We start from the raw sequence: 23,653 nt of genomic DNA, 5'->3' as shown, positions 1-23,653 counted from the left end.
TTTATAGGATTAGACCTGTTTAATATTGAAAACCTAAAAGGTCTATTGGAAGTTACTTTTGTCCTCGCAAAACAGGATTAAGCTCATCGTCATTGTACATTTTCATTTGTTTGTACACCTTCATATACTTATCACCATTAGAGATATCATTTAGCAAATCGTCAATAGCGGTACTTAAATCTTCACGTTGCTCTAATAAAACATTGAGTTTTGTTTGGCATGCTGCTTTGTGTGCATCACTGGCATCGTCTCTGACTGTTTCTTGATGCATGTGGTATATTTTTAATGCTAAAATCGATAAGCGATCTATGGCCCAAGCCGGACTTTCAGAATTGATTTTGGCATCAGGTTTTACCGTCACATCTTTGTATTTATTCAAGAAATAGCTGTCAATAAATTCAACCGTGTCCGTTCTATCTTGGTTAGAGGCGTCAATCATCCGTTTTAATTTCAAAGCCGCAACAGGATCAATGTTTGGATCTCTAATAATATCTTCATAAGCCCATTGGACGGTATCTATCCACGATTTTCTATATAATAAATGCGCAATAAGATCGCCATTTTTATCGTACTTGTTTGTAAAAGGCTGATCTACTGAATTTAAAACTTTATAAGTTTTTATAACCTCTTGAAAAATAGCGTTAGCTTTTTGTGAAAACATAATAAAATCAATTTAATCTTTACAAAAGTACATGAAATTATTAAGTTGTAATTTCTTTATAGTAACTTAAAAAATACATGGACTAACTTAGCGGTTCCTTTTGTATGGTTTATTTTTACTACTTATTTTTTAAAAATTAATCTTACAATAAAAATTTAGTAGGAATTATTAACTTTAACGCTTGAATCAATTTTCTTAATATGCAAATTCATAACCTTTCTAAAACACCTTCAATTCTAAATACGTTTATGTCTGAATTACGAGATAAAACGGTCCAAAAAGATAGTATGCGTTTTAGGAGAAATATTGAGCGTATTGGCGAAATAATAGCCTTTGAATTGAGTAAATCACTTCAATTTGAATCACACCGCATTGAAACTCCGTTAGGCGCCTCTGAAACAGTTTTGCATCATAGCGATATTGTGCTATGTTCTATTTTAAGAGCAGGTGTTCCGCTTCATAATGGTTTGTTAAATTATTTTGATGCTGCGGAAAATGCTTTTATCTCGGCTTATAGACAGCACAAGCATGATCCAGAAAGTTTTGAAATTGTGGTGGAGTATTTAGCGTGTCCTAGTTTAGAAGGTAAAACTTTAATATTAGCAGACCCCATGCTCGCCACAGGACAATCTATGGTAGCAACTTTTGAAGCCTTAAAACCCTTTGGTACGCCAAAAGCAATTCATTTGGTAAGCGTTATTGGTGCACAACCTGGTATAGACTATGTTACTAAAGCGTTTGATGCTGACGTACAACTTTGGATAGCAACAGTTGATGATGAGCTAAATGATAAAGGTTATATTATTCCGGGATTAGGAGATGCTGGTGATTTAGCTTTTGGAAATAAGTTACAACAGTAAACTGATTATAGGAACAATAAGTAAAAGAGCTACAAATACTTCTTTAAACCATCGCTCTGAAATCACTTCGATATAATTGGCCATTATTATAGAAAACGGAACGAACAAAAATATAAATTCACTTCCATTTTTAGTAGACGCAATAATAGCGACTAAGACGGCTATAATTGAAGCCCATGCCATAATAAAATAAGATGGCTTTAGTTTTTTACTTTTATCCGGAATATTTTTAAAATAATAAATAAGCGTCCACACCAATGCGGTGAATAATACCGTGAGTTTTAAAATGCCTGCTTTACTATTATATGCTGTAAATTCTAAACTCGCATAGCGTTTAAAGTTAGTTGGTCGCAAAAACACGTCGTGGACCATAATGTTATAAGTTAAGAGTAAAATAAAAACGGTTGCAATGCCTGCAAAAGGAATAATAATGTTCTTAAAATCATTTTGGGAATGGTAAATTAAGGCTACAATGACCAAGGCAAAAAAGAGAATGGCCCAAAAATAGAATAAGGCCGCCAGTGCAATCCAAAAAGCAGCATCGAACAACTTCTTTTTTATATTGAGTTTAGAATGTAAACTTATTAATCGTCTTAAGGCAAAAATTATAAATAAGTTAGACACTAATAAATCTAAATGGGACATGGCTTCAGGGAACATGCCAAAGAGCAGTCCAAAAGTTAATATAGCATAACTGTTTCTTTGGGTTAAATTATTTTTTGAAACAATGAAATCGAGCAAAAAAATCAAAAACAGTGTAATTGCCCATTTAGAAATTGTAACTAGAATAGTATTTAGGTTTGAAAAAAGCTGGGTATAATTAGTAATAACGAAAAGTAAGGAGACACAAACTGCAACAATTATGAAGTTTATAGGCTGAGATTTACTAAAAATTCGTGTAATCATATAGGACTAATAAAAAAATCACTTAAATTTTTATGCCTTTTTTAAGGCATAATTTCACTAACATTCTGAACCGTAATTAGGTTCTGATTTAAATTTGTACTTCATTTTGAACTAAAATAAACTATAAAAATTCCATCTACACTTTTATAACAGTATCAATCAGATTTTGTATTTTTGTTGCTTCGAATCCCAATTCAATATTAGAATTGGTGTAAATTTATAAAGTTATGAAAGATTTCTTTTACGCAATACAAGATTTATTTGTCGATGTCTTACTTGCTCCATTGGATTGGCTTAGAGCCTTAGAGCTAGAAAGCTGGTTTGGTGCCAACTTTATGTCTTGGATTTTTATGGCTATTGGCTTTGTGGCATTTGTTTATTGGATGCTTGAGCTTAAAAAATATAACGATAATGGTGAAGAAGATAAAAGTATTTCTTCACATTCTTATTTATAGATCAAAACCAATATCCTTACGATAATTCATCTTATCAAAATGTAGATTTTCTATACTTTGGTAAGATTTTTTTATGGCCTCAGGATACGTGTTTCCATAAGATGTAATGGCCATAACACGGCCGCCAGAAGTTACTATTTTACCGTCTTCTTGAGCTTTGGCACCAGCATGAAATACTATTGAATCTGTAATATTTTCTATTCCTGTAATTTCTTTCCCTTTTTCATAAGCTTCCGGATAACCACCTGACACTAACATTATGGTTGTTGCTGCACGCTCGTCAATTTCGATATTGATTGCAGATAAGCTTTGGTTGGCCATGGCTTCAAACACTTCAACCAAATCTGTTTTTAATCGTGGTAAAACGACTTCCGTTTCCGGATCTCCCATTCTTACATTGTATTCAATGACCTTTGGGTCGTCTCCAACTTTTATCAAACCTATAAAGATAAAGCCAACATAAGGGAGATTATCTTTCTTTAAGCCTTCAACCGTAGGTTTAACAACGCTGTTTTCAATTTTATCCAAAAATTCTTTGGTTGCAAATGGTACTGGCGACACGGCTCCCATACCACCTGTATTAAGTCCGGTGTCCCCTTCCCCAATACGCTTGTAATCTTTTGCAGTTGGTAGAATTTTATAATCTTTTCCGTCGGTTAATACAAAACAGCTCAATTCTATACCATCTAAAAATTCTTCAATGACCACTTTAGTACTTGCGTCACCAAATTTTGCATCAACAAGCATACTTTTTAGTTCGTCTTTCGCTTCTTGTAAATCATTTAAGATTAAAACGCCTTTTCCAGCAGCCAATCCATCGGCTTTTAATACGTAAGGTGGTTTTAAGGTATCTAAAAACTTGTAGCCGTCTTCAACATTATCTTTTGTGAAACTTTCGTAAGCAGCGGTTGGAATGTTATGGCGCATCATAAATTCTTTCGCAAATTCTTTACTACCTTCCAGTTCAGCTGCGGCTTTTTGAGGTCCGATTACAGCGACACTTTTTAACTCATTATCTTGTAAAAAGAAATCGTGAATACCTTGAACTAAAGGATCTTCCGGGCCAACGACTACCAAATCAATATGATGTTCTAAAACAGCAATTTTAATGGCTTCAAAATCAGTAACCCCAACATTTAGATTTGTGGCAATTGCTTCTGTTCCTGAGTTTCCCGGAGCTACAAAAAGTGACTTACAACGGTCGCTTTGCGCTAATTTCCATGCAAATGTGTGTTCTCTTCCGCCAGAGCCAAGTATCAAAATATTCATATCTAAAAAGGATTTAAGAATTCGTCTCGACAATTCGATATTTTCTCAAAATTAAAAGTCAAAATGAGTTCTTTGCAAAAATAATTGGTTTTAAGTTTAAAAAACAATTATTTTACCAAAGAACTCAACTTAGTACTGGGATCCAAATTTAAAAAGCAAAAAAAACAGCTTGAGATTATTCGATTTTTCTTTAAAAGTAAACGGCTTTGATATAGATAAGGCAAAATTGGCTTTAGCTAAAATCCAAGCTAAATCAGATATAGATTTTGAGTCTTATGTTCTACATCAGAAAAAAGACATTATTTCGTATCATTTAGAACATAATTCATTTTATAAAATCTTTGGGAAATCGATTGATCTAAACCATTGGAATTCTGTACCAATTATGACCAAACGTCACTTGCAGCAACCTTTAGAGCAACGTTTAAGTGATGATTTTTCACCTAAAAATGTCTACGTAAACAAAACATCCGGAAGTTCTGGTGATCCGTTTATTTTTGCGAAAGATAAATGGTGTCACTCATTGACATGGGCGGAAATTATAAATCGATTTGGTTGGTATGGTATTGATTTTAATACATCTAAGCAGGCCCGTTTTTATGGCATTCCATTAGACCAGAAAGGTTATTATAAGGAACGACTGAAAGATTACTTTAGTAACCGCTTTCGATTTTCGGTATTTGATTTAAGTGATGATGCTTTTGAGAACACTTTGGCCAAATTTAAGAGAACCGATTTCGATTATATAAATGGTTATACAAGTTCAATCGTTCAGTTTGCAAAATTTTTGAAGCGTAAAAATAGTATCCTAAGTACTATTTGCCCTTCTTTAAAAGCCTGTATAGTGACTTCAGAAATGTTATTTGAAGATGATAAGGAATTATTAGAAAAACACCTTGGACTGCCTATAATTAATGAATATGGGGCTTCGGAATTAGATTTAATTGCGTTTCAGAATATAAATGATGAATGGCAAATAAATAGCAAAACGCTCTTTGTTGAAATTTTGGATGAAAATAATATGGTGTTGCCAAATGGTGAAGAAGGTAGAATCGTCATTACATCCTTATATAACAAAGCGCACCCTTTTATACGCTACGATATTGGTGATATAGGCGTATTATCTAAAAATAGCACAATTAAAAAACCTATTTTAAAAACACTAATTGGTAGAACCAATGACCTAGTCGTTTTACCAAGTGGAAAAAAAGCAGCAGGATTAACTTTTTATTACATTACCAAAAGCGTAATAGAGAATGATGGCAATGTTTTAGAGTTTATTGTGGAACAGTTGCATATAGATACTTTTAAAATTAGTTACGTTAGCAATAATGCTCTTTCTAACGCTGATGAAGTTAATATTAAGCGTGAAATGATTCGGTATCTCGAACCGGCTATTGAAATTAAGTTTGAGCGTGTTGAAAAGCTCAAACGTTCTAAAGCTGGGAAATTAAAACAATTCACATCACATTTAAATTAAAGCATTCGTGAAGCCATTGATGATCATAACAAGTTACTATCCTCCTGAAATTGGAGCCGCTTCTAATCGGATTCATCATTTGGCAGTAGGTCTAAAAAATGACTATGCGGTGCACGTTATCACTCCACTGCCTAACTACCCGACTGGAAAAATTTTTTCAGATTATAAAGGGAAATTCAGCTCTAAACCAGAAGAAAATGGCATAACTATTAATCGTTTATGGATATATGCATCGGTTTCAAAAAATAAGTTTTTACGCTTAATTGCCATGCTTTCCTATAGTTTCAGCCTGATTTGGTTTTTTATGTGGCATAAGATTCCGGAAAAAGTGATAGTGCAATCGCCACCACTATTAGTGGCATTTACATGTATGTTCTTTTTAAAGTCTAAAAAAAGGAAACTCATACTAAATGTTAGTGATTTATGGCCAAGTGCCGGTTTGGAATTGGGAGCTTTAAAGGATGGATTTTCGTATAAAATGCTAAAGAAGCTTGAAGCTTTTAATTATAAAAAAGCGGATTTAATTTTAGGTCAAAGTAATGAAATTCTTACTCATGTTAAAACGATAACCTCAAAACCCGAGCTGTTTTTATATAGAAATTTTCCTGAAATTGAGTTTCCAAAACTTGAACAAAAAGAGGACTCGAATAATAAAACAAAAATGGTTTATGCAGGGCTTTTAGGTGTAGCACAAGGGATCCATAAACTTTGTAAGGAGATAGATTACACTTCTATTGAATTTCATATTTATGGTTCTGGCGCGGAAGAGGAAGCGATAAAAACCTTAATTGCTTCAAACAAAAATCTACCACTATATTTTCATGGTAGAGTAAATAGAGGTGAATTGCATAAGGAACTTTTACATTATGATTTAACTATAATTCCGTTGCTGAATAGGATTTATGGTTCTGTCCCTTCTAAAATTTTTGAATATGCTAAATTAGGTCTGCCAATGCTTTATTTTGGAGGTGGAGAAGGAGAAACGATTATTGAAAAAAATAATTTGGGTTGGGTTGCAAATGAAGGAGATTACCGTCACTTGAATGTCATTTTAAATTCAATTTCTCTTAATGATTTAAAGATGGAGCGAAAACAAATGATTCAACAAAAAGCTAAGGTTATGTTTGATTTTGGGACACAATTAGAGGAACTTAAAAAGATACTTTAATAGGCTTTGTCTTCACCTTTAACAGCATTAACAAAAGTTTGAATAATAATCTTGAGATCTAAAAGCAAAGACCAGTTTTCAATATAAAATATATCGTATTTTACTCTACCAATAATATCTTTATCGGTTTCTACCTCTCCTCTAAATCCACTAGTTTGTGCAAGGCCTGTTATGCCTGGTTTTACAAAATGCCTTACCATAAACTTATCGATTTTTTTTGCATACATCGTTGTGTGGCTTACCATGTGTGGTCTTGGTCCTACTACAGACATGTCGCCGAAGAGTACATTAAAAAATTGGGGCAATTCGTCTATACTGGTTTTTCTAATAAATTTTCCGACTTTGGTAACACGTTGGTCTCCTCTAGTCGCTTGGTATAAATGAGCATCTTTATTGGGCATCATAGACCTAAACTTATAGCAATCGAATTCTTTATAATTAAACCCGTTTCTAGACTGTTTAAAAAACACGGTTCCGCGCGATTCTAATTTTATTAAGATAGCAATAATTGGTGTCAACCAAGATAAAATAAAGACAATAACGATACTAGAGAATATTATATCGAAGCCCCGTTTTATAAAAGTGTTAACATTATCTTCTAAAGGAATATTTCTTAAGGTCAATATGGGAATATAGTCGTAATATTCGTAACGGAGTTTTTTTGAATAAATCTCTTTACTATCTGGAATGAATTTTAAGATTTTAAGATTATTATCTGCAAAATCTACAATATCTGCAATTTGAGTATTTGTAAGTTCAGAAATTGAACAGTAGATTTCATCTATTCCTTCATCTAAAATATAGTGAAAACATTCTACAAGTGTATGTTCCTTATTTTTAAAATTAAACGTTTTTTGATGGGAATAACCGTACTCTGGGTTCTTATTAAAGTAGTTATCTAACGCTATTGTTTTTTTATTTAAACCTAAAATCACAGTTTTTCTAAAGTTACCACCAAACGAGGTTCTGTACTTCTGTAATAAATAATATATAGTAAACTTAAAAATTGCAATTAGTAAAAAACACAGCAAAGTGTATTTTACAATTGGTCTTGGGTATATATCTAGCTCATGGTATAAACCAGCTAACGCAAATACTAATAGCAAAAACAATATAAATTGCTTTACTATAAGCGCTAAAATATTAATTGGTCTTGTGTATCTATATACTTCGTAGAAATGTGAATAAACAGACAGTAAAACCCAACTTATAGACATTATGGTTGAAAAAACAAAAGGATCTTTCCCGTTCAGTAAATAGAATATAGCTACTCCATTAATAATTGTTAAATCAATTATATATGAAATAGGTCTTAAATAGCCCGAATATCTTCCGTGTTTAAATAAACTCAAATTGCTTAAAAATGATTGACAAAAGTAGTTTTTTTCCTGAGTTTATCGGTTTAATGAATGAATGTATTTTGTTTGTATAAATTTAGGACAAAAATTTGATATTGGCAATACGGTGTCAATGATAAAAAAGACATATATTGGGTATTAAATCAGTCGTTAACAGCGTTGAAAACCAGGTGTGATTTTGGAAATATAGCTATATAATTAATTAGCTTTAAAACGATTATACTCTTCTGTCACAAAATCGTGCATTTCTTTTTCGAATCGTTCTTTTGAAAATCGCATAGCATTCTTTCTAATTAATAAAGGATCAAAGTTAAGTTTTTCAAAATCTGATATGGCATCAATTAAAGATTTCTCATTTTGATGACTAAATAATATGCCTGTTTCTTTGTCTATAACCGTTTCTCTTGTGCCTCCTTTGTTATAAGCTATAACAGGAGTTCCACAAGCTTGCGCTTCTACAGGTATAATGCCAAAATCTTCTTCTGCTGCAAAAACAAAAGCTTTTGCTTTAGATAAATATATTTTTAATTCTTTTGCTTCTAAAAAACCCACTAATTCTATATTAGATTTAGCAATTGCTTTAATATTTTTATATTCTGGCCCATCACCTGCAACTACCAGTTTTTTATTTGGCATGTTGTTAAACGCTCTTACAATAAGTTCTATTTTTTTGTAAGGTACCATTCGAGATGCCGTAAAGTAATACTCTTCTTTTTGTTCTACTAATTCAAAATTAACGACATCCACTGGTGGATAAATAACCTTGGCATTTCTATTATAAACCTTTTTTATTCGACCTTTTATATAGTTTGAATTGGCAATAAATATATCGACACGGTTAGTATTAATAACATCCCACATTCTAATTTTGTGTAAAACACGTTTAGCGTATATACCAGACAAGAACCCAAAATTAGATTCTTCTAAATATTGATGGTACAAATCCCACGCATATCTCATGGGAGAGTGACAATAGCAAATATGTAATTGATTTTGGTTGGTCATTACTCCTTTTGCGATGGATGATGAAGAGCTTAAAACTAAGTCATAATCGTGTAAATTAAATTGTTCTATAGCGTAAGGGAATAACTGTAAAAATTTGCGATGATTAGATTTTGAAGTAGGCAATTTCTGAATAAAGCTTGTGTTCACATTAGCTCCATTTAAAATATACTCGCGATCAGATTCATTTAAAAAGTCTACTAAAGCGTAATGCTCAAAGTCTTTCCAGATGGTGTTAAAAGAGTGAATTACTTTTTCAGCACCTCCATTTACATAATACCAATCGTGTATTAAGGCTTTTTTCATTTAAATAGTTATTCTAAAAATTCTATAGTAAATTTTGCAAAAGTCCAACATCCAATTCTTCTAAATCTTGGTAATATGCATCAGTATGCTACTTATTTTTATTTAAATTGTCATTTTTTTGTTTAGAAACTATTTTATCGTCTTGAAAACATTCAATAATAAAATGTCTTTATTGCATTTGAATAATTAATCTTTAGTTTCTTTAAATTTTAATATTCTCTCTCTTTTATTTTTCAAAATTAAAATAGTAATAAATGCGAACAAGTAGCATCCAACCTGTCTATGTAGTATATTTTCAACTAACATAATTAAAATTAAAACAACTAAAAGCCCAATTCCTAAAAAACTAACACGACCAATTTTTATTAAATGATATAGATATAAAAGAAACAATAAAAGAGCAATAGAACCTGAGCTTAAAAGTATATCAAAAAATTGATTGTGAGTATTAAATCTACTTTTTATAAACCATTCCTTTCTTTCAGTATCTTCAATGTTATTGGAGTAGCAATTCACTAAAAGATCCTTTGTTTTATTGTAACCATTTCCTATTAATAGTTCTTTATTATAATCAATAAATCCTAAGGAACAATTCCAAATTTCATATCTTGGTTCGTGTTTTTTTATTTTTTCAAAAAATGAATCACTGTATTTATGATGAATATGAAAAAAACGTTTTGAAAGATTTGGGTTCGCTAAAAATAATAGTCCTGTAATAACGATTGTCCCAAACACAATAATATACTTGTAATTAGACTTAAGCTTAGTTATTATAAAGTATATACATACTAAAACAGCCGATATGATAGCGATTCTTGCTGCTATAAAAAGTAAAAAAATCAGAATTATTAAAGCATTTATTAAAAATAATAATCGAACAGCTTTTTTTAAGTTTAGCGTATTATGATTATAAAGTTGTAATGATAATACTAAACTAATTACACAAGTAAATCCTATATATAAGCGTTCAGCAATTAAAATATCGTTAATAATATTTCCCTGCGAAAAGCTGAATTCACCTATATTATTTATGTATAACACAATATTATAAATTGAAATAAGTATAGCCAATAAAACAGCTATAATAAATGTGATTTTTAAATGAATTGTGGTCTTTAATGGAATAGAAAGGGGAATAAGAATAAGCGGTATCGCTAATTTTTGAAAAAAGAATAAGTCATTTTCAATTTCACCGTTAATAATGGAAAATAGTAATATGACACCAAAAAATATAGCAAAAACGGCATAACTTTTTTCCTTTTGCATAAATGCTTTAAATGCATTTCTTTTAATGATGAATACACTTAAAAGTATCAAAGTTATTAGCATAACATTTGGAGCCGCAGACAACACCTTCTCAAAAGGTAAAGTAAAGCACAACACACAAAAAAACAGGTTGTAGGTTTGATGAAGGTATTTATTTAATGTCATTGCTTTTTAATAACTGATTTTAATTTGGTTGTAGTTTCTCTAGATAGAAAATAAAGTAAAGAGCTTCTAGCAATACCATAAATGGGATAAAACCCAAAGTAAAAGTTGTCTTTTATTATATTAATCCGACTCTTAACCTGTAATTTTCTTCGTTTCGAAGAAATAGAATTTAAGGACATTTCGTAGATTAATAATGCTTCAGGATAATTAGCTGTTTCATATTTTTTTACGATTCTAAAGAACAATTCGAAGTCTTGCGCTGCTTTCGTATATTTTATATTATAATCCCCAAGATCACTAAAAATATCGGTTCTCATTATTACTGAAGGATGCACAAACATGTTATTGAGATACATGTTTTTCTTAATTTTTTTATGATTGATTGGATGCTTTAAAATATAAAGTTGATTATTATGTTCGTCAACCATTTTTGCCCAGGTGCCTAATAACTTTATATTTTTATGAGACTCTAAAAAAGCCAATTGCTTGGTGCATTTATTTTTAACAAATAAATCTCTACAATCTAAGCGACCCGTATACTTATAATTGTTTTTTAGAGCAAATTCAATTCCTGTGTTTAGCGCATAACTTAGCCCTTTATTTTCTTCTAAATAATTGAAAAATATTTCACCATTACTATAACTGTCTATTAATTCTTTTTCGTTTGGTTTTAAGCTACTTCCGTCATCAATAACAAAAACATCTACCTGAGATTCTTCATCAATAGATCCAATAGACTTTTGCAGTCCTTCTGGATCATTGTAATGCGGAATTAGGACTACTAATTTTTTCTTCATAATTCTTTTTCTTTTCTTCTTTTTGCAGCATAATGATTAAGGTCAAACAAAGCCAAAAAAAGTATATTCTAAATGTATCGGATTTAAACCAATTCAGCAAAAAACCCACCATAGATATGGCAATTACAATTGGTATTATAGTTTCACTTCCTTGTTTTTTAAATGCTTTATTAAAACACCAAAGCAATATTAATAAAATGAAAAACATAAATAGGGAAAACCCGATAATACCTGTTTCTGCTAACAACCTAACATACAAATTATATCCAGGGGGAAAGCTTTTATGGTTCTCATTTAAATATTTATACTTAAACTCCCAATTATCCTTTACTGCCCATTCAGGATATAAATCTTTTGATTCATAAGCTTGCAAGCCATAACCAGTACCTTTAATAGGGTTCTCTAAAAAAACTTCGAATAACGCTACTTGAATTCCAAAGCGGGATTTGTTAGAGATCGCATGCACATCGTCTGAGGTTTTAAAAGAAGAGATCTTTGATAATGCATATTCATAAATAGGATTTGCAAAAAATAATAAAGCAAAAAATACCAATACTGCACCGACTGAAAATATTCTTGCAAATAGTTTATGAAACTTTTTATCCTTTATGATATAAGCCAAAAAGACCATTATTTGAATAATAATTATAAAAATACCGGCCCTAGAACCTGATAGAAAAGACAATACAATGGTTAATAAAATTGGGAAAAATCGACTGAGCTTTTTATCTGTAAGGACATAACTAAACATCCATCCAGAAATACTTAATAAATAGGTCGCTAACGCCGGAGATTCAAATGTAACTGAAGATAATCGATTTGAAGTTGTATCAATACGCACTTCAGTAAATGGGAAGTAATCAAAAACCCTTAAAATATCTAATAACTGAACCATATTGAACTTTACAATGAAAAGTTCGAATACAGCATAAACTGCTACAACATACAATGAATAGGTTAATACCTTTCTAATTTTATAAAAAACCACTGTGGTATCGTAGTTTTTAAATACATTGTAAAACAACCCAATGAGAAATAAAGATGATAATATCAGGGATGTATATTGTCTCGCAAATCTTGATAAACCTGAAGTTTTTTTGAAATAATAATTGGATAAATCGTAAAAATTTAAAATTCCAGTTAAGAAAAAATAAAGAATAACTAAGATAAAAACCTGAAATAACATATTGTTAACAGGTAATTCTAGTTTCTTTTTATTTATAACAAATAAAGCGGCAAGTAAGAAAAACAAAATACAAGAGTCGCGCTTAAATTCGCCTAAAAATTCAATACCTTCAAAAGAGTTAAACGGCATAAAGAATATACCGAGTAAAACAATAAAAAAAGTAAATTCATTTAATTTAATCACTACGCTACTTTTAAATTTATCTAAAAAATAGAATCATAAATAGAGACAATAACATCTGAAGCTTTCTAAATATATTCATTATTCTCTAAGCACTTAATTAAATAAACTTATGCTTTAATTTATATTGTCGATTATAGTTAAAAATACACGTATCTCTTATGAAACTAATTCTTTTTTTATTTTAGCAGGACTACCTGCAACAACAACATTTGAGGGAATATCATTTAACACAATTGAACCTGCACCAATAATTACGTTATCTCCAATAGTTATATCTCCAATAATAATACTGTTAGGATAAATAATTACATTATTTCCGATTTTAGGATAGCGCCCTTCTTTGAAATTTTGAGTGTCTTTGGTTCCTATTGTTACATTCTGAAATATTTGACAATTATTGCCTAATTCTACTTTAAAGCCAATTACAATGCCTATAGGATGATGAAAGATTGTTTTCTTTTTATATAACGTCCATATTCCAATATTAAAATGATTACATAGGTAGACTTTAATATTTCTGTAACAGTATATACTTAATATTAAACCAATAAAAAACCGAATGAATGCTTTGGCAGAACGTAATAGTTTCATCATTTATAATATGTTATATTTTCTACACATAATATATCTATATAAAGCATCAACCATAAAAGAAAACACAAATATTAAACTCAGTAAAAATAGAGATATTTGATTTCCTAAACTAAAATATACGATAATTATTGTTAAAATATATACTAGACTAGATAAGGCCATACTATATAACACGTCTTTATCATAACCGTGTATAATTAAGCAATTACGCCCAAATAAACCACTTAAGATTTCTAAAGGGACAAAAAAGACCACCACCTTTAAAATAAATATGGCTTCGGTCATATCTTCACCTCCTAAAATTGAAACTAATAAAGGAGCTAAAAACTGAACTGCAAGAACAAAGCCGAAGGATAAAGCTATACAGATATAGATTATTTTTCTTAAAAAGAATTTGTTTTTATCTCTACTCATTTTTGGAAAAATAGAAATACTAATCAATTCTAAAAATGACATACCTATCCTGGATATTTTAAGGGCTAAATCAAAATAAGCTACTTCCTTATACGAGAATAGAAACTTAACAATAACAATATTCAAATTTGTTTTTAACGTATTTGATGCATATGCCAAAGCCATTATATAAGACTTTTTTATGTATAATTTTAAAATTCTTAATGGCTGCCAAGCGTACCTTATACCTTTCTTAATTATAATATATTGAGAAACAATCCCAGCAATTAAAGCTCCTGTTCCATTAATTATCGGAACTAGTAAATAATCTCCGGTTTCATTCACTAATAAAAACGTTAACAACAAAAATATACTTCGGCTTATTAAAGTTATAATAGTTATGTATTTCATTTCTTCAATACCTTGAAAGTAATACACAGGAAAAATAAGCTCGTAAACACACAACCAAAGCGTTAAATAAAATAAAAGTTTATTATCTCTAAGCTCGGGAATAAAGACTATTAGCGCAGTAAGAATTACAACTGAAATTATAAAGAATATACCTTTCAATATAAAAACGCTACTAATTATTTTGTTAAGTTTTTCGCTATTATCTTTATTAATACTTATTTCTTTGGTTGCAGTTATATTAAACCCAAAATTTATTAAAACAACAAAGTAACCGATAATAGCTTGTGCATAAATTACTAAACCGTAGGTAGTACTTCCTAATACTCTAATTAAATAAGGAAATATAACTAAAGGGATAAGCATATTTAAAACCTGTAGAACAGATAAATATGAGAAATTCTCAATTATTTTTCTGTTTCTATCTAGGATTTTAGAAAACTTAGGATTTAATTTCATTCTATTTTTTTGTCGCTCAGACTATTCTACGCAAATATTGTATTATTTTGTTAGAATATTCTATATAGTTTATAAATCCGAGCTGTACCTATTTTTATACACTTCAATTATCTTAGCAACACTTTGTTGCCATGTAAAAAGTTCACGATAATTTTTTTCCGTGTTTTTTAAGTTTAAAACACTATATCGTGGTCGTTTAGCAACGGTCTTAAACGTGTTGGTTGACAGAATATTATCTTTCTTTTCGGGACTTAAATTAATCACTATTTCCTTAGCAAATTCGTACCAAGTGGCACTACCATTCGCCGAGAAATTATAAATGCCATACGGTATGTTGTCTGTTTTAATAATGTATAAAATAAACTGAGCCAATTCCACACAACTCGTCGGAGTGCCCTCTTCCTCTGTTGTAATATTTAAAACAGAGTCGTTTTCAATTTTATTAATTATTGTTTTTAGAAAATTTTTACCAAATAAGGAATACAGCCAAGATGTTCTAATAATATAATGTTCTTTTAGATGGTCTTGAATGTATTGTTCGCCTAATAATTTAGATTTGCCATATTGGTTTATAGGATGCGGTTGATCTATAGTGGTATAAGGCATTTCTGATTTACCATCAAACACGTAATCTGTAGAAATATGAATTAATTTAACCTGATATTTTTCACATACTTCAGCGACATTTTTTGCTCCTTCCGCATTTATTAAAAAGGCATCTTCAACATTACTTTCGGCCCCTTCTACATTGGTATACGCAGCACAATTAATACAATAATCAAAGGCTGTACTCTCAAAAAATGATACTAGCTTATTTTTATCGGTGATATCAAGATCATTTTTTGATATAAAAACGAAATTATTAGCATCGGTTTCTGTAATAGATCTGATCGTTTTACCCAATTGTCCACTCGCACCAAGCACAATTACCTTTTTCATAGCTTTGCATTCTTAAAATTAGGCAATAATAAATCCTTGTCCGAAATAATTAGTTCTTGCTCTGAAAATCCCCAATCTATATCTAATTCTTGATCATTAAATATTATACCACCCTCAGAGGCTACATGGTAAAAGTTATCGCACTTATAACTTAAAATAGTTTCATTTTCTAATACAACAAAGCCATGTGCAAACCCTCTAGGGACAAACAATTGCGTTTTATTTTCTTCAGTCAGTTTAATTGAAAAATGTTCTCCAAAAGTTTCGGAACCTATTCTTATGTCTACAACCACATCTAAAACAGCACCTTTTATCACGCGTACTAGTTTAGCCTGAGCATGTTTTCCTATTTGATAATGTAGTCCCCTTAAAACACCTTTAGAAGACTGAGATTCGTTATCTTGAACAAAATGAACTTTTAAACCCAATTTATTATTAAATGTTTCCAAATTGAAAGTTTCAAGAAAATAACCTCTCTTGTCTTTAAAAACTTTAGGTTCAATAACAAAACAGCCCTTTAGTTTTGTTTCTTTTAATATCATATTATTCTGATAATAAACTTAAAAAATGAGTTCCATAACCACTTTTAGTTAATGGCTTCACTATTTTTTTAAATTGTTTCTTGTCAATATAACCCATTCTATAGGCTACTTCTTCTATTGCACCAATTTTTAATCCTTGACGGTCTTCAATGACTTGAACAAACTGAGAAGCTTGCATTAAGGATTTAAATGTGCCTGTGTCTAACCAGGCGGTGCCCTTGTCTAAAACGCTAACTTGTAACTTACCCTGACTTAAATACGTTTTATTTACATCTGTAATTTCTAACTCACCTCTATGACTTGGTTTTATGTTCTTCGCAATTTCTACAACAGAGTTATCATAAAAATAAATACCTGGAACGGCATAATTAGACTTTGGCTTTTTAGGCTTTTCTTCAATCGAGATGGCTTTGTCGTTTTCATCGAACTCAACAACACCGTAACGTTCTGGATCATGAACATGATACGCATATATAATTCCACCAACAGGATCATTATTTTGCTGAAGTAAATCCGCTAAACCAGTACCATAAAAAATATTATCTCCAAGAATTAAGGCTACCTTATCTTCTCCAATAAATTCTTCTCCAATAATAAAGGCTTCCGCTAATCCGTTTGGTGATTCTTGGACCGCATATTGAAAATCACAACCATAAGATGTTCCATCCCCTAAAAGTTTTTTAAATAATGGGAGATCCTGAGGTGTAGAAATAATTAAAATTTCGTTAATCCCTGCCCACATTAAGGTAGACAAAGGATAGTAAATCATAGGTTTATCATAAATAGGCATTAACTGCTTGCTTACAGCTAATGTTAATGGGTGTAATCTTGTACCTGATCCTCCTGCTAAAATTATTCCTTTCATACGTATGGACTATATTAAAATATATATTTAAAAAATCTAAAAACTATACTGCTCTTCGTATTTTTCTAAATACCATTCTATGGTTTTAATAATTCCTGTTTCAAAGTTTTCATCTGCTTTCCAACCCAATTCTTTTTCAATTTTTGAAGCATCTATAGCATATCTAAAATCATGACCTGGTCTATCGGTAACAAAAGAAATTTGTTCAGAATAAGATGTATTCTTTGGTTTTAACTCATTTAATATATCACAAATTTTATGTGCTATATATAAATTATCACGTTCATTTTTTCCACCAATATTGTACGTTTCTCCAGCTTCCCCTTTTCTATAGGCTAAATCAATACCTTTACAATGATCCTCCACATATAGCCAATCTCTAATATTTTTCCCATCTCCATATATTGGTATAGGTGCATTGCGCAATGCTTTTCTAATAATAGTAGGTATCAGTTTTTCATCGTGTTGTTTAGGGCCATAATTATTACTACAATTGGTAGTTACGACGTTCATGCCATACGTGTGAAAATAACTTCTCACTATGAAATCTGACGAGGCCTTTGAGGCACTATATGGGCTGTTTGGCGCATAGGGGGTCTCTTCAGTAAACAGTCCGTCTGCACCTAGTGTACCGTAAACCTCATCTGTAGAAATATGGTGAAATCGATTAGATTCACAACCTTCTTTAAAAGTAAAAGGAGCATCCATCCAATGGTGCTTTGCGGTATTCAATACATTGAATGTTCCGTTAACATTGGTAGTAATAAACGCATCTGGATTTTTGATAGAATTATCTACATGAGATTCTGCGGCAAAATGAATTACTCCTGAAAATTGATACTTTATAAAAAGCTCATTTACTAACTCAGAATCGCAAATATCTCCTTCTATAAATGTATAATTTGCATTAGATTCAAGAGTTTTTAAATTAAACAAATCACCAGCATAAGTAAGTTTATCCAAATTTACAATCCTTACATTTTTATGATGTTCTAAAAAATGAAAAATAAAATTAGATCCAATAAATCCTGCACCACCAGTGATTAATATTGTTTTACTCATAGTTTTTAATGTAGTTGAATGCTTTTACAATTAAAAACCCACAGAGGATTAAAATTAAAGCTATAATTGGAAAAGAGATTGAATAGCGTTTTTCAAAACTTTTATCTTTTTTACCAACTTTATCAAACGAAGATAAGACATCAAAGTAGGTGTTCTCCTTAGCTATTTTTTGATTCAAATAATTTAAAGTATTTCTAATTTCTCTCTCCTTTAAAAATAACTCGTATTCTTTAGTGGCAGTTTTTTCTTCTTGTAATGGTAATACACTATTCAATCCGAGTGAAAGCTTAGAGTTTTTAGATTCATTTTTAATGACTTCTAAATACGTTTTTTGGATGCTATCTAAGCGCGATAATTCTGTAGTTAACGATAAACGTTCAATATAAGCCGTCGTATCTCTCACCCTTTTTTGATGTTTTGAAAAATCATTTTCAAAAGTTTTTCTAAAGCCTTCATGTAGCTTAGGGAAAATATCACTTTTAAAAGACTTCGCTTTAATAGCAAACAAACTACCAGATATGAGATCTCTATTCTTTACATAATCTACATAACTCAATTCATCCACCAAAGACGTATCAATAGATTTCACATATTTATCATATTCTATAAATAAATCATTTTGAGTTTCAGGGCCCGCCTCAATATCAAAACTCACAAGTTCTTTAGCATCTGTGCTATCGATTTCAAAAATATTTGATAATTCAGTGATATTTTCTGAATTGATCAATGAATTAAAATAATTGATATTGTTAAATAATTGATATTTAGAATCGAAGTACGGTTTTACCACCATATTAGAATAGTAAACAGGTTCTTTAACCTTTTCTAACGTATATCCTAAAATAGCTGCAATTATTAATACCACCGCAACCATTTTAAAGTAAACGACTAACGGTTTTATGATGAAAATAATTAAAGAAAAAAGACCTTTTAAAATCTTACCAATAAAATTAAAAAATCTTTGAAATAAATTGCCAATGGCATTAAACAATTGCCCTAAATCAACCTCCTCATTTTGGGATTGTTGTGGTAATTTTTCACTCATGTTTTATGAATTAAATATTTGTTCTAAAATCTTTTTTGTAATGACATATGTTGGCTTTACGCCAGAAGTTCCTAAACCACCAGAAGCTAATGTACTTCCTGTTTCTAATGGATTATCACTAGCATAATAGGCGTATCTTACTTTAACGTCTTCATTGATACTACTCCTTACTTTAGATGCCGCTTGTACGGCTTTTTGATAATGTGCTCCTTCCATCTCTAAACCAATAACATTCCAAGTAGAATTCTTAAAGAATTTTAAGATTTCTTTATTTTGAAGTGAGGTGCCTAGAACGGTAACCATGGTACCCTCATATACATCTACACCACAATCTTTTAAATCGTTTTTACTCAACTCATTTTTAAATGGGTAGTTGTCTGCGGTACCTTCAAATATATGAGCATTAGGTATCATAATGTCACCTTTTCCGCCTTCTAATATGCCTGCCTTGCCCATTATTGAAATCGACTTTACATCTAGATGTACATTTTTACCATCAACATCAATGGGTTTTAATAACTCGTCTAATGTTTCGTAAGCCTGCTCACCAAAGGCATAATCCATGACAAAAATGACCGCTTTATTTGCTTTGGTTTCTTCTAAATACTTAAATTCAGAATTCGAAAAATCAATCTGATCCGTATCAAAAATCTGAATATCTATATTCGTTCCAGAACTATCTTTTATGTGAATCATTCCATTTTGCAACGCTGATTTTTCCACTTTATTGCGCAATACTGAGTTTTTAGAATTGCTTAAAGCTTCATAGGTCTGAAAAATATCTTTTTTAGCGTCTGCTCCTTTTAATGTGCCTTTAGCAAACAAAGAATTCATAACGCTATGCATATTGGCACTGATAATATGGATTGGTCGTTCTAATAAACCGTTTTTACGTAATGCCGATTTAATAGTGTCTGCCCAAATTTCTCCATGGATATGATGTCCGAGACGCTCTCTTAAAACTGGACTAAATGTAATAGTACGTTTATTGTTATTTATCGTCTCTTCTATAGCTAATTTACCTAACCAATACACGATGTGCAATAAACGCTCTGGTTGGCTTTCTGTGGCAAACTTCGGATAAGCTTCTGTTAATTCATTAAACGTCCGTCCTAAAATATTTGCCGTATGTGTTATAGCTATTTCGCGTTCTTTTTGTGTCAATTTTTTTGTTGAAGTAACGGCGTTTTCTAACTTTTGCCAATCTCTAACTGTTGTGCCTTCTTCATCTATAATAACCCGTTTACTTATTTTGTGAGACTCTACAAATATAAACGTAAGGTGTGTTAGAATATCGTAAATCTCAGAACGTCCTCTTGTGATTTCAATATTCATTTGTTCATCGTCTATACGGTAACAATTACGTCTTCTTTTTGGAGGAATAATAGGCTTAAAATGCGAGTTAGCATAACCCTCATCACTAGTAAGGTTAATAAATGTACATTCTTCTATTCCTTGTGGTAAACGGTCTACTACGTAAAGCAAGCCTTCTAATTCAGCTTTTTCCTCTCCGATAGAACCATAGATTTCTGGACGCAAAAGCAATAATGCTTCGCGTAATGTTTCACCAGAAACTCCCATAGGTTTATAAAATCCACGATTAAAAAGATGACGCATCGTAATATACATGCGCTCTATAGCACTAGAACTTTCTTGTGCTCTAGTCCTTCCTAATATTTTCTTATTTGTGATTATCATATGTTATTTTAGCCCGCAAATATAGCGTTATTTAGTTAAATTTAATTCGTATAGACGGTCTGCGATTTTTCGGTCATTTGAAAGCCTTGGTATTTTATTCTGACCCCCTAATTTTCCAATAGACTTCATATACGTCTGAAAACCATCTTTTTTAATTTTTGTGAGTTTTAAAGGCTTCAAGACTTTCCCGTTAATTAAATCTAAATAATAACTGTTTTGTTGTTGTAAAGAGGTTTCTAAAGCTTCAATTAATTGGGGTTCATTATCTGGTTCGTTTTCAAACTCAACTAGCCATTCGTGATATGGTAAACCTTCCTCAGGGTTTATCTGTGGTGCCACGGTAAATTCATTGACAGAAATCGAGGTATTTTCAATCGCATCCTTTAAAGCTTGCTCTACTTCTTTTCCTATAACGTGTTCTCCAAAGGCCGAGATAAAATGTTTTATTCGTCCACTTACAATCACGCGATACGGTTTAAGTGATGTAAACTGAATGGTATCTCCAATATTGTATGCCCAAAGTCCAGCGGTTGTAGAGATAATCATCACATAATTTACGCTTAACTTTACATTAGCAATGGTTATACGTTTTGGGTACTTTTCAAAAAAATGTTCGGCTTCTACAAATTCATAAAAAATTCCTGAATCGAGTTGAAGTAACATGCCTTTTTCGCCTTGTTTATCTTGAAATGCAAAAAAGCCTTCACTTGCAGGATACAATTCTATACTATCCACTTTTCTACCGATTAAATTTTCGAATTTAGCTCGGTAAGGTTCATAATTGACACCTCCAAAGATGAATAAATTGAAATTCTTAAAAAGATCTCCAACATTTTGACCTGACTTTTCTATCAGTTTTTCAAAATACATTTGCACCCAAGACGGAATTCCAGATATGATGCTCATATCTTCATTTATGGTTTCATCTACTATAGCTTCAACTTTAGTTTCCCAATCCTCAATACAATTTGTTTCTAAGCTTGGCATTCTGTTTTTTTGAAGATATTTTGGTACAAAATGCGCTACAATACCAGACAACCTACCCAATTTTATACCATTCTTTTCTTCTAAAACCGGACTGCCTTGAAGAAAAATCATTTTTCCATCTACAAATTTCGAATTTCCAGTTTCATGAATGTACATTAAAATAGCATTTCTGGCAGCTTCTACATGAGTTGGCATACTTTCTTTGGTAATAGGAATGTATTTTGCACCAGAGGTTGTGCCCGAAGTTTTGGCAAAATAAGTAGGTTTTCCTTTCCATAGAATATCTTCATCTCCAGCAACAACACGTTCAACATAAGGTTTTAGGTCTTCGTAATCCCTTATAGGTACATTGCTTTGAAAATCTTCAATAGATGAAATTGCATTAAAATTATGATCCTTGCCAAATGCAGTGTGTTTGGCTTCGGAAATTAAATTTTCAAACACCTTTTGTTGGGTTTCCACAGGTTTGGTGGCCCATTTTTGAATTCGCATTGCAATAAACTTTGCGAATAGTTTTGATAACGCAGCTTTAAATGATGCCATTATTCGAAATTGATAAAATTAGTTGGATCCACAGAATACCCTTTACTCCATAATTCAAAATGAAGATGTGGCCCTGTCGTATATTCACCGGCATTCCCAGACATGGCGATAACTTCACCTGCCTTTACTAAATCACCTTGAGTTTTTGTAATAGCGGAATTGTGTTTATATACCGAAATTAACTCTCTGTTATGTTCTATAATAACCACATAGCCCGTTTCCACAGTCCATTCGGCAAAAATAACCGTACCATCCGCCGTTGCTTTTACTGGTGTGTTTTCTTGTACAACCACGTCTACAGCAAAATGTTTATCTTCTAAATTATAACCTTCTGAAATCGTACCATTTACTGGTGGAAATAATACATAATTAGATTGATCTCCAGAGACTTCAAACAGATTATACTTATCCTCTTTTGCCACTTTTAGTCTTAACAAAGAATCTTCTCTGTTGGTTGGTACCTGTAAAATATCGAGGTCATTTTTAGCCGCTTCTAAAATTGAATCCTTATTAAATTCTGAAGACGTCACATCCCCTGTAAGTACTTTTCGTATAGATGCGTAATAACGTTTATTTAATTCTAATTCTTGAACTAAAGAATCGGTTTTGTAATTTAATATAGTGGCTTTCTTTTTTAATTTCGCTGATGAATACCCAGGGATATATTCTCTTAATGGTGTAAATGCAATAAGAAGAACCGTAAAGAATACTAATGAAATAGCAGAAATCGAGGATAAAATAAACACGTTGAGTCGTGTTAACTTTATAGCAAAACGCTCCTCAAAAGTATCTTCATTTAGAATGACCAAACGGTACTTATGCAAAAGCTTTTTTGCTAATTTTTTTTCTTTTTTTTTCTTTTTTGCCATTAAAACAAAATTAGTGAAATTAGTGAAATAGCACCATGATTAACTCTTAAAGTTCTTAGCTACCAATTTAGCCACAAGGCAGTATTATTAAATTTCGGTTTTCCAATCTGTCCCAACCATACCTTAAAACGAGCTAAAGTTGTACTTTCATTTTATAATATTTATTGAAATCATAATCACCATTCCG

22 protein-coding genes are annotated in these 23,653 nt (G+C 31.2%); 4 read left to right on the top strand and 18 right to left on the bottom strand.

The window, feature by feature from the left end; genetic code table 11:
* Positions 1 to 52 precede the first annotated feature (52 nt).
* The gene (locus QMA06_RS02615; RefSeq protein ID WP_290205296.1) at positions 53 to 661 is read right to left on the bottom strand and encodes a DUF4254 domain-containing protein; all 609 of its coding nucleotides are present in this window, start codon (positions 659 to 661) and stop codon (positions 53 to 55) included.
* 200 nt (positions 662 to 861) lie between these two features.
* Between QMA06_RS02615 and upp the strand changes: the two genes are divergently transcribed.
* Entirely contained in the window at positions 862 to 1,521 is a 660-nt protein-coding gene (upp, locus tag QMA06_RS02610; protein WP_290205295.1) for a uracil phosphoribosyltransferase, read from the top strand.
* Here upp and QMA06_RS02605 read toward each other — a convergent pair.
* Positions 1,510 to 2,427, bottom strand: a complete 918-nt coding sequence (locus tag QMA06_RS02605; RefSeq protein ID WP_290205294.1) for a DUF6427 family protein — start codon at positions 2,425 to 2,427, stop codon at positions 1,510 to 1,512. The two genes, upp and QMA06_RS02605, sit on opposite strands and share 12 nt — an antisense overlap.
* Before the next feature lie 227 nt (positions 2,428 to 2,654).
* Between QMA06_RS02605 and QMA06_RS02600 the strand changes: the two genes are divergently transcribed.
* Positions 2,655 to 2,882 (top strand): DUF6341 family protein, encoded by a 228-nt coding sequence (locus QMA06_RS02600; protein WP_290205293.1) that lies wholly within the window; start codon positions 2,655 to 2,657, stop codon positions 2,880 to 2,882.
* On the opposite strand, the gene purD is transcribed toward QMA06_RS02600, so the two are convergent.
* The gene (gene purD, locus QMA06_RS02595; protein ID WP_290205292.1) at positions 2,877 to 4,151 is read right to left on the bottom strand and encodes a phosphoribosylamine--glycine ligase; all 1,275 of its coding nucleotides are present in this window, start codon (positions 4,149 to 4,151) and stop codon (positions 2,877 to 2,879) included. The two genes, QMA06_RS02600 and purD, sit on opposite strands and share 6 nt — an antisense overlap.
* 169 nt (positions 4,152 to 4,320) lie before the next feature.
* Between purD and QMA06_RS02590 the strand changes: the two genes are divergently transcribed.
* Together QMA06_RS02590 and QMA06_RS02585 are read left to right on the top strand one after the other, a co-directional pair.
* A complete protein-coding gene (locus QMA06_RS02590; protein WP_290205291.1) occupies positions 4,321 to 5,631 on the top strand; it encodes a phenylacetate--CoA ligase family protein in 1,311 nt (436 codons plus the stop codon).
* A gap of 7 nt (positions 5,632 to 5,638) precedes the next feature.
* Positions 5,639 to 6,799: a glycosyltransferase family 4 protein gene (locus QMA06_RS02585; protein WP_290205290.1), complete on the top strand. Its 1,161-nt coding sequence runs from the start codon at positions 5,639 to 5,641 to the stop codon at positions 6,797 to 6,799.
* Here QMA06_RS02585 and QMA06_RS02580 read toward each other — a convergent pair.
* The 15 genes from QMA06_RS02580 to QMA06_RS02510 form a co-directional block, all read right to left on the bottom strand.
* On the bottom strand, positions 6,796 to 8,151 hold the full coding sequence (locus QMA06_RS02580) for an exopolysaccharide biosynthesis polyprenyl glycosylphosphotransferase (RefSeq protein WP_290205289.1): 1,356 nt from the start codon (positions 8,149 to 8,151) through the stop codon (positions 6,796 to 6,798). The two genes, QMA06_RS02585 and QMA06_RS02580, sit on opposite strands and share 4 nt — an antisense overlap.
* Positions 8,152 to 8,355: 204 nt before the next feature.
* Positions 8,356 to 9,465 (bottom strand): glycosyltransferase, encoded by a 1,110-nt coding sequence (locus QMA06_RS02575; protein WP_290205288.1) that lies wholly within the window; start codon positions 9,463 to 9,465, stop codon positions 8,356 to 8,358.
* A 186-nt stretch (positions 9,466 to 9,651) separates the two neighbouring features.
* Complete coding sequence (locus tag QMA06_RS02570) at positions 9,652 to 10,896, bottom strand: O-antigen ligase family protein (RefSeq protein ID WP_290205287.1); 1,245 nt, start codon at positions 10,894 to 10,896, stop codon at positions 9,652 to 9,654.
* Positions 10,893 to 11,693: a glycosyltransferase gene (locus QMA06_RS02565; RefSeq protein ID WP_290205286.1), complete on the bottom strand. Its 801-nt coding sequence runs from the start codon at positions 11,691 to 11,693 to the stop codon at positions 10,893 to 10,895. Before QMA06_RS02565 ends, QMA06_RS02570 begins: the two co-directional genes overlap by 4 nt.
* Positions 11,653 to 13,062 carry an O-antigen ligase family protein gene (locus QMA06_RS02560; protein ID WP_290205285.1) on the bottom strand — a complete coding sequence of 470 codons (1,410 nt, stop codon included), beginning with the start codon at positions 13,060 to 13,062 and terminating at the stop codon, positions 11,653 to 11,655. Before QMA06_RS02560 ends, QMA06_RS02565 begins: the two co-directional genes overlap by 41 nt.
* 156 nt (positions 13,063 to 13,218) lie before the next feature.
* Positions 13,219 to 13,656: a serine O-acetyltransferase gene (locus QMA06_RS02555; RefSeq protein ID WP_290205284.1), complete on the bottom strand. Its 438-nt coding sequence runs from the start codon at positions 13,654 to 13,656 to the stop codon at positions 13,219 to 13,221.
* The gene (locus QMA06_RS02550; protein ID WP_290205283.1) at positions 13,657 to 14,916 is read right to left on the bottom strand and encodes an oligosaccharide flippase family protein; all 1,260 of its coding nucleotides are present in this window, start codon (positions 14,914 to 14,916) and stop codon (positions 13,657 to 13,659) included. It lies immediately after the preceding gene.
* 69 nt (positions 14,917 to 14,985) lie between these two features.
* A complete protein-coding gene (rfbD, locus tag QMA06_RS02545) occupies positions 14,986 to 15,855 on the bottom strand; it encodes a dTDP-4-dehydrorhamnose reductase (RefSeq protein WP_290205282.1) in 870 nt (289 codons plus the stop codon).
* Entirely contained in the window at positions 15,852 to 16,397 is a 546-nt protein-coding gene (gene rfbC / locus QMA06_RS02540) for a dTDP-4-dehydrorhamnose 3,5-epimerase (RefSeq protein ID WP_290205281.1), read from the bottom strand. The genes rfbD and rfbC overlap by 4 nt, the downstream gene beginning before the upstream one ends.
* A gap of 1 nt (position 16,398) precedes the next feature.
* The gene (gene rfbA / locus QMA06_RS02535) at positions 16,399 to 17,262 is read right to left on the bottom strand and encodes a glucose-1-phosphate thymidylyltransferase RfbA (protein ID WP_290205280.1); all 864 of its coding nucleotides are present in this window, start codon (positions 17,260 to 17,262) and stop codon (positions 16,399 to 16,401) included.
* Between the two features lie 36 nt (positions 17,263 to 17,298).
* Positions 17,299 to 18,324, bottom strand: coding sequence for a dTDP-glucose 4,6-dehydratase (rfbB, locus tag QMA06_RS02530; RefSeq protein ID WP_290205279.1), 1,026 nt, complete (start codon positions 18,322 to 18,324; stop codon positions 17,299 to 17,301).
* The gene (locus QMA06_RS02525) at positions 18,317 to 19,369 is read right to left on the bottom strand and encodes a hypothetical protein (protein WP_290205278.1); all 1,053 of its coding nucleotides are present in this window, start codon (positions 19,367 to 19,369) and stop codon (positions 18,317 to 18,319) included. The genes rfbB and QMA06_RS02525 overlap by 8 nt, the downstream gene beginning before the upstream one ends.
* 3 nt (positions 19,370 to 19,372) lie before the next feature.
* Positions 19,373 to 21,067 carry a DUF6909 family protein gene (locus QMA06_RS02520; RefSeq protein ID WP_290205277.1) on the bottom strand — a complete coding sequence of 565 codons (1,695 nt, stop codon included), beginning with the start codon at positions 21,065 to 21,067 and terminating at the stop codon, positions 19,373 to 19,375.
* 27 nt (positions 21,068 to 21,094) lie between these two features.
* Positions 21,095 to 22,597 carry a GH3 auxin-responsive promoter family protein gene (locus QMA06_RS02515; RefSeq protein ID WP_290205276.1) on the bottom strand — a complete coding sequence of 501 codons (1,503 nt, stop codon included), beginning with the start codon at positions 22,595 to 22,597 and terminating at the stop codon, positions 21,095 to 21,097.
* Positions 22,597 to 23,466, bottom strand: coding sequence for a M23 family metallopeptidase (locus QMA06_RS02510; RefSeq protein WP_290205275.1), 870 nt, complete (start codon positions 23,464 to 23,466; stop codon positions 22,597 to 22,599). Before QMA06_RS02510 ends, QMA06_RS02515 begins: the two co-directional genes overlap by 1 nt.
* Positions 23,467 to 23,653 lie beyond the last annotated feature (187 nt).

It is taken from the genome of Winogradskyella bathintestinalis, assembly GCF_030407435.1.
GTDB classification, from domain to species: Bacteria; Bacteroidota; Bacteroidia; order Flavobacteriales; family Flavobacteriaceae; genus Winogradskyella; species Winogradskyella bathintestinalis.
The sequence above is the reverse complement of the archived record's forward strand: the minus strand, read 5'-3'. Positions and strand labels throughout refer to the sequence as shown.

Coding starts and splice junctions, on each gene's coding strand:
- QMA06_RS02615 (WP_290205296.1), bottom strand. CDS start 661: ATGTTTTCACAAAAAGCTAACGCTATTTTTCAAGAGGTTATAAAAACT.
- upp (WP_290205295.1), top strand. CDS start 862: ATGCAAATTCATAACCTTTCTAAAACACCTTCAATTCTAAATACGTTT.
- QMA06_RS02605 (WP_290205294.1), bottom strand. CDS start 2,427: ATGATTACACGAATTTTTAGTAAATCTCAGCCTATAAACTTCATAATT.
- QMA06_RS02600 (WP_290205293.1), top strand. CDS start 2,655: ATGAAAGATTTCTTTTACGCAATACAAGATTTATTTGTCGATGTCTTA.
- purD (WP_290205292.1), bottom strand. CDS start 4,151: ATGAATATTTTGATACTTGGCTCTGGCGGAAGAGAACACACATTTGCA.
- QMA06_RS02575 (WP_290205288.1), bottom strand. CDS start 9,465: ATGAAAAAAGCCTTAATACACGATTGGTATTATGTAAATGGAGGTGCT.
- QMA06_RS02570 (WP_290205287.1), bottom strand. CDS start 10,896: ATGACATTAAATAAATACCTTCATCAAACCTACAACCTGTTTTTTTGT.
- QMA06_RS02565 (WP_290205286.1), bottom strand. CDS start 11,693: ATGAAGAAAAAATTAGTAGTCCTAATTCCGCATTACAATGATCCAGAA.
- QMA06_RS02555 (WP_290205284.1), bottom strand. CDS start 13,656: ATGATGAAACTATTACGTTCTGCCAAAGCATTCATTCGGTTTTTTATT.
- QMA06_RS02550 (WP_290205283.1), bottom strand. CDS start 14,916: ATGAAATTAAATCCTAAGTTTTCTAAAATCCTAGATAGAAACAGAAAA.
- rfbD (WP_290205282.1), bottom strand. CDS start 15,855: ATGAAAAAGGTAATTGTGCTTGGTGCGAGTGGACAATTGGGTAAAACG.
- rfbC (WP_290205281.1), bottom strand. CDS start 16,397: ATGATATTAAAAGAAACAAAACTAAAGGGCTGTTTTGTTATTGAACCT.
- rfbA (WP_290205280.1), bottom strand. CDS start 17,262: ATGAAAGGAATAATTTTAGCAGGAGGATCAGGTACAAGATTACACCCA.
- rfbB (WP_290205279.1), bottom strand. CDS start 18,324: ATGAGTAAAACAATATTAATCACTGGTGGTGCAGGATTTATTGGATCT.
- QMA06_RS02525 (WP_290205278.1), bottom strand. CDS start 19,369: ATGAGTGAAAAATTACCACAACAATCCCAAAATGAGGAGGTTGATTTA.
- QMA06_RS02520 (WP_290205277.1), bottom strand. CDS start 21,067: ATGATAATCACAAATAAGAAAATATTAGGAAGGACTAGAGCACAAGAA.
- QMA06_RS02515 (WP_290205276.1), bottom strand. CDS start 22,597: ATGGCATCATTTAAAGCTGCGTTATCAAAACTATTCGCAAAGTTTATT.
- QMA06_RS02510 (WP_290205275.1), bottom strand. CDS start 23,466: ATGGCAAAAAAGAAAAAAAAAGAAAAAAAATTAGCAAAAAAGCTTTTG.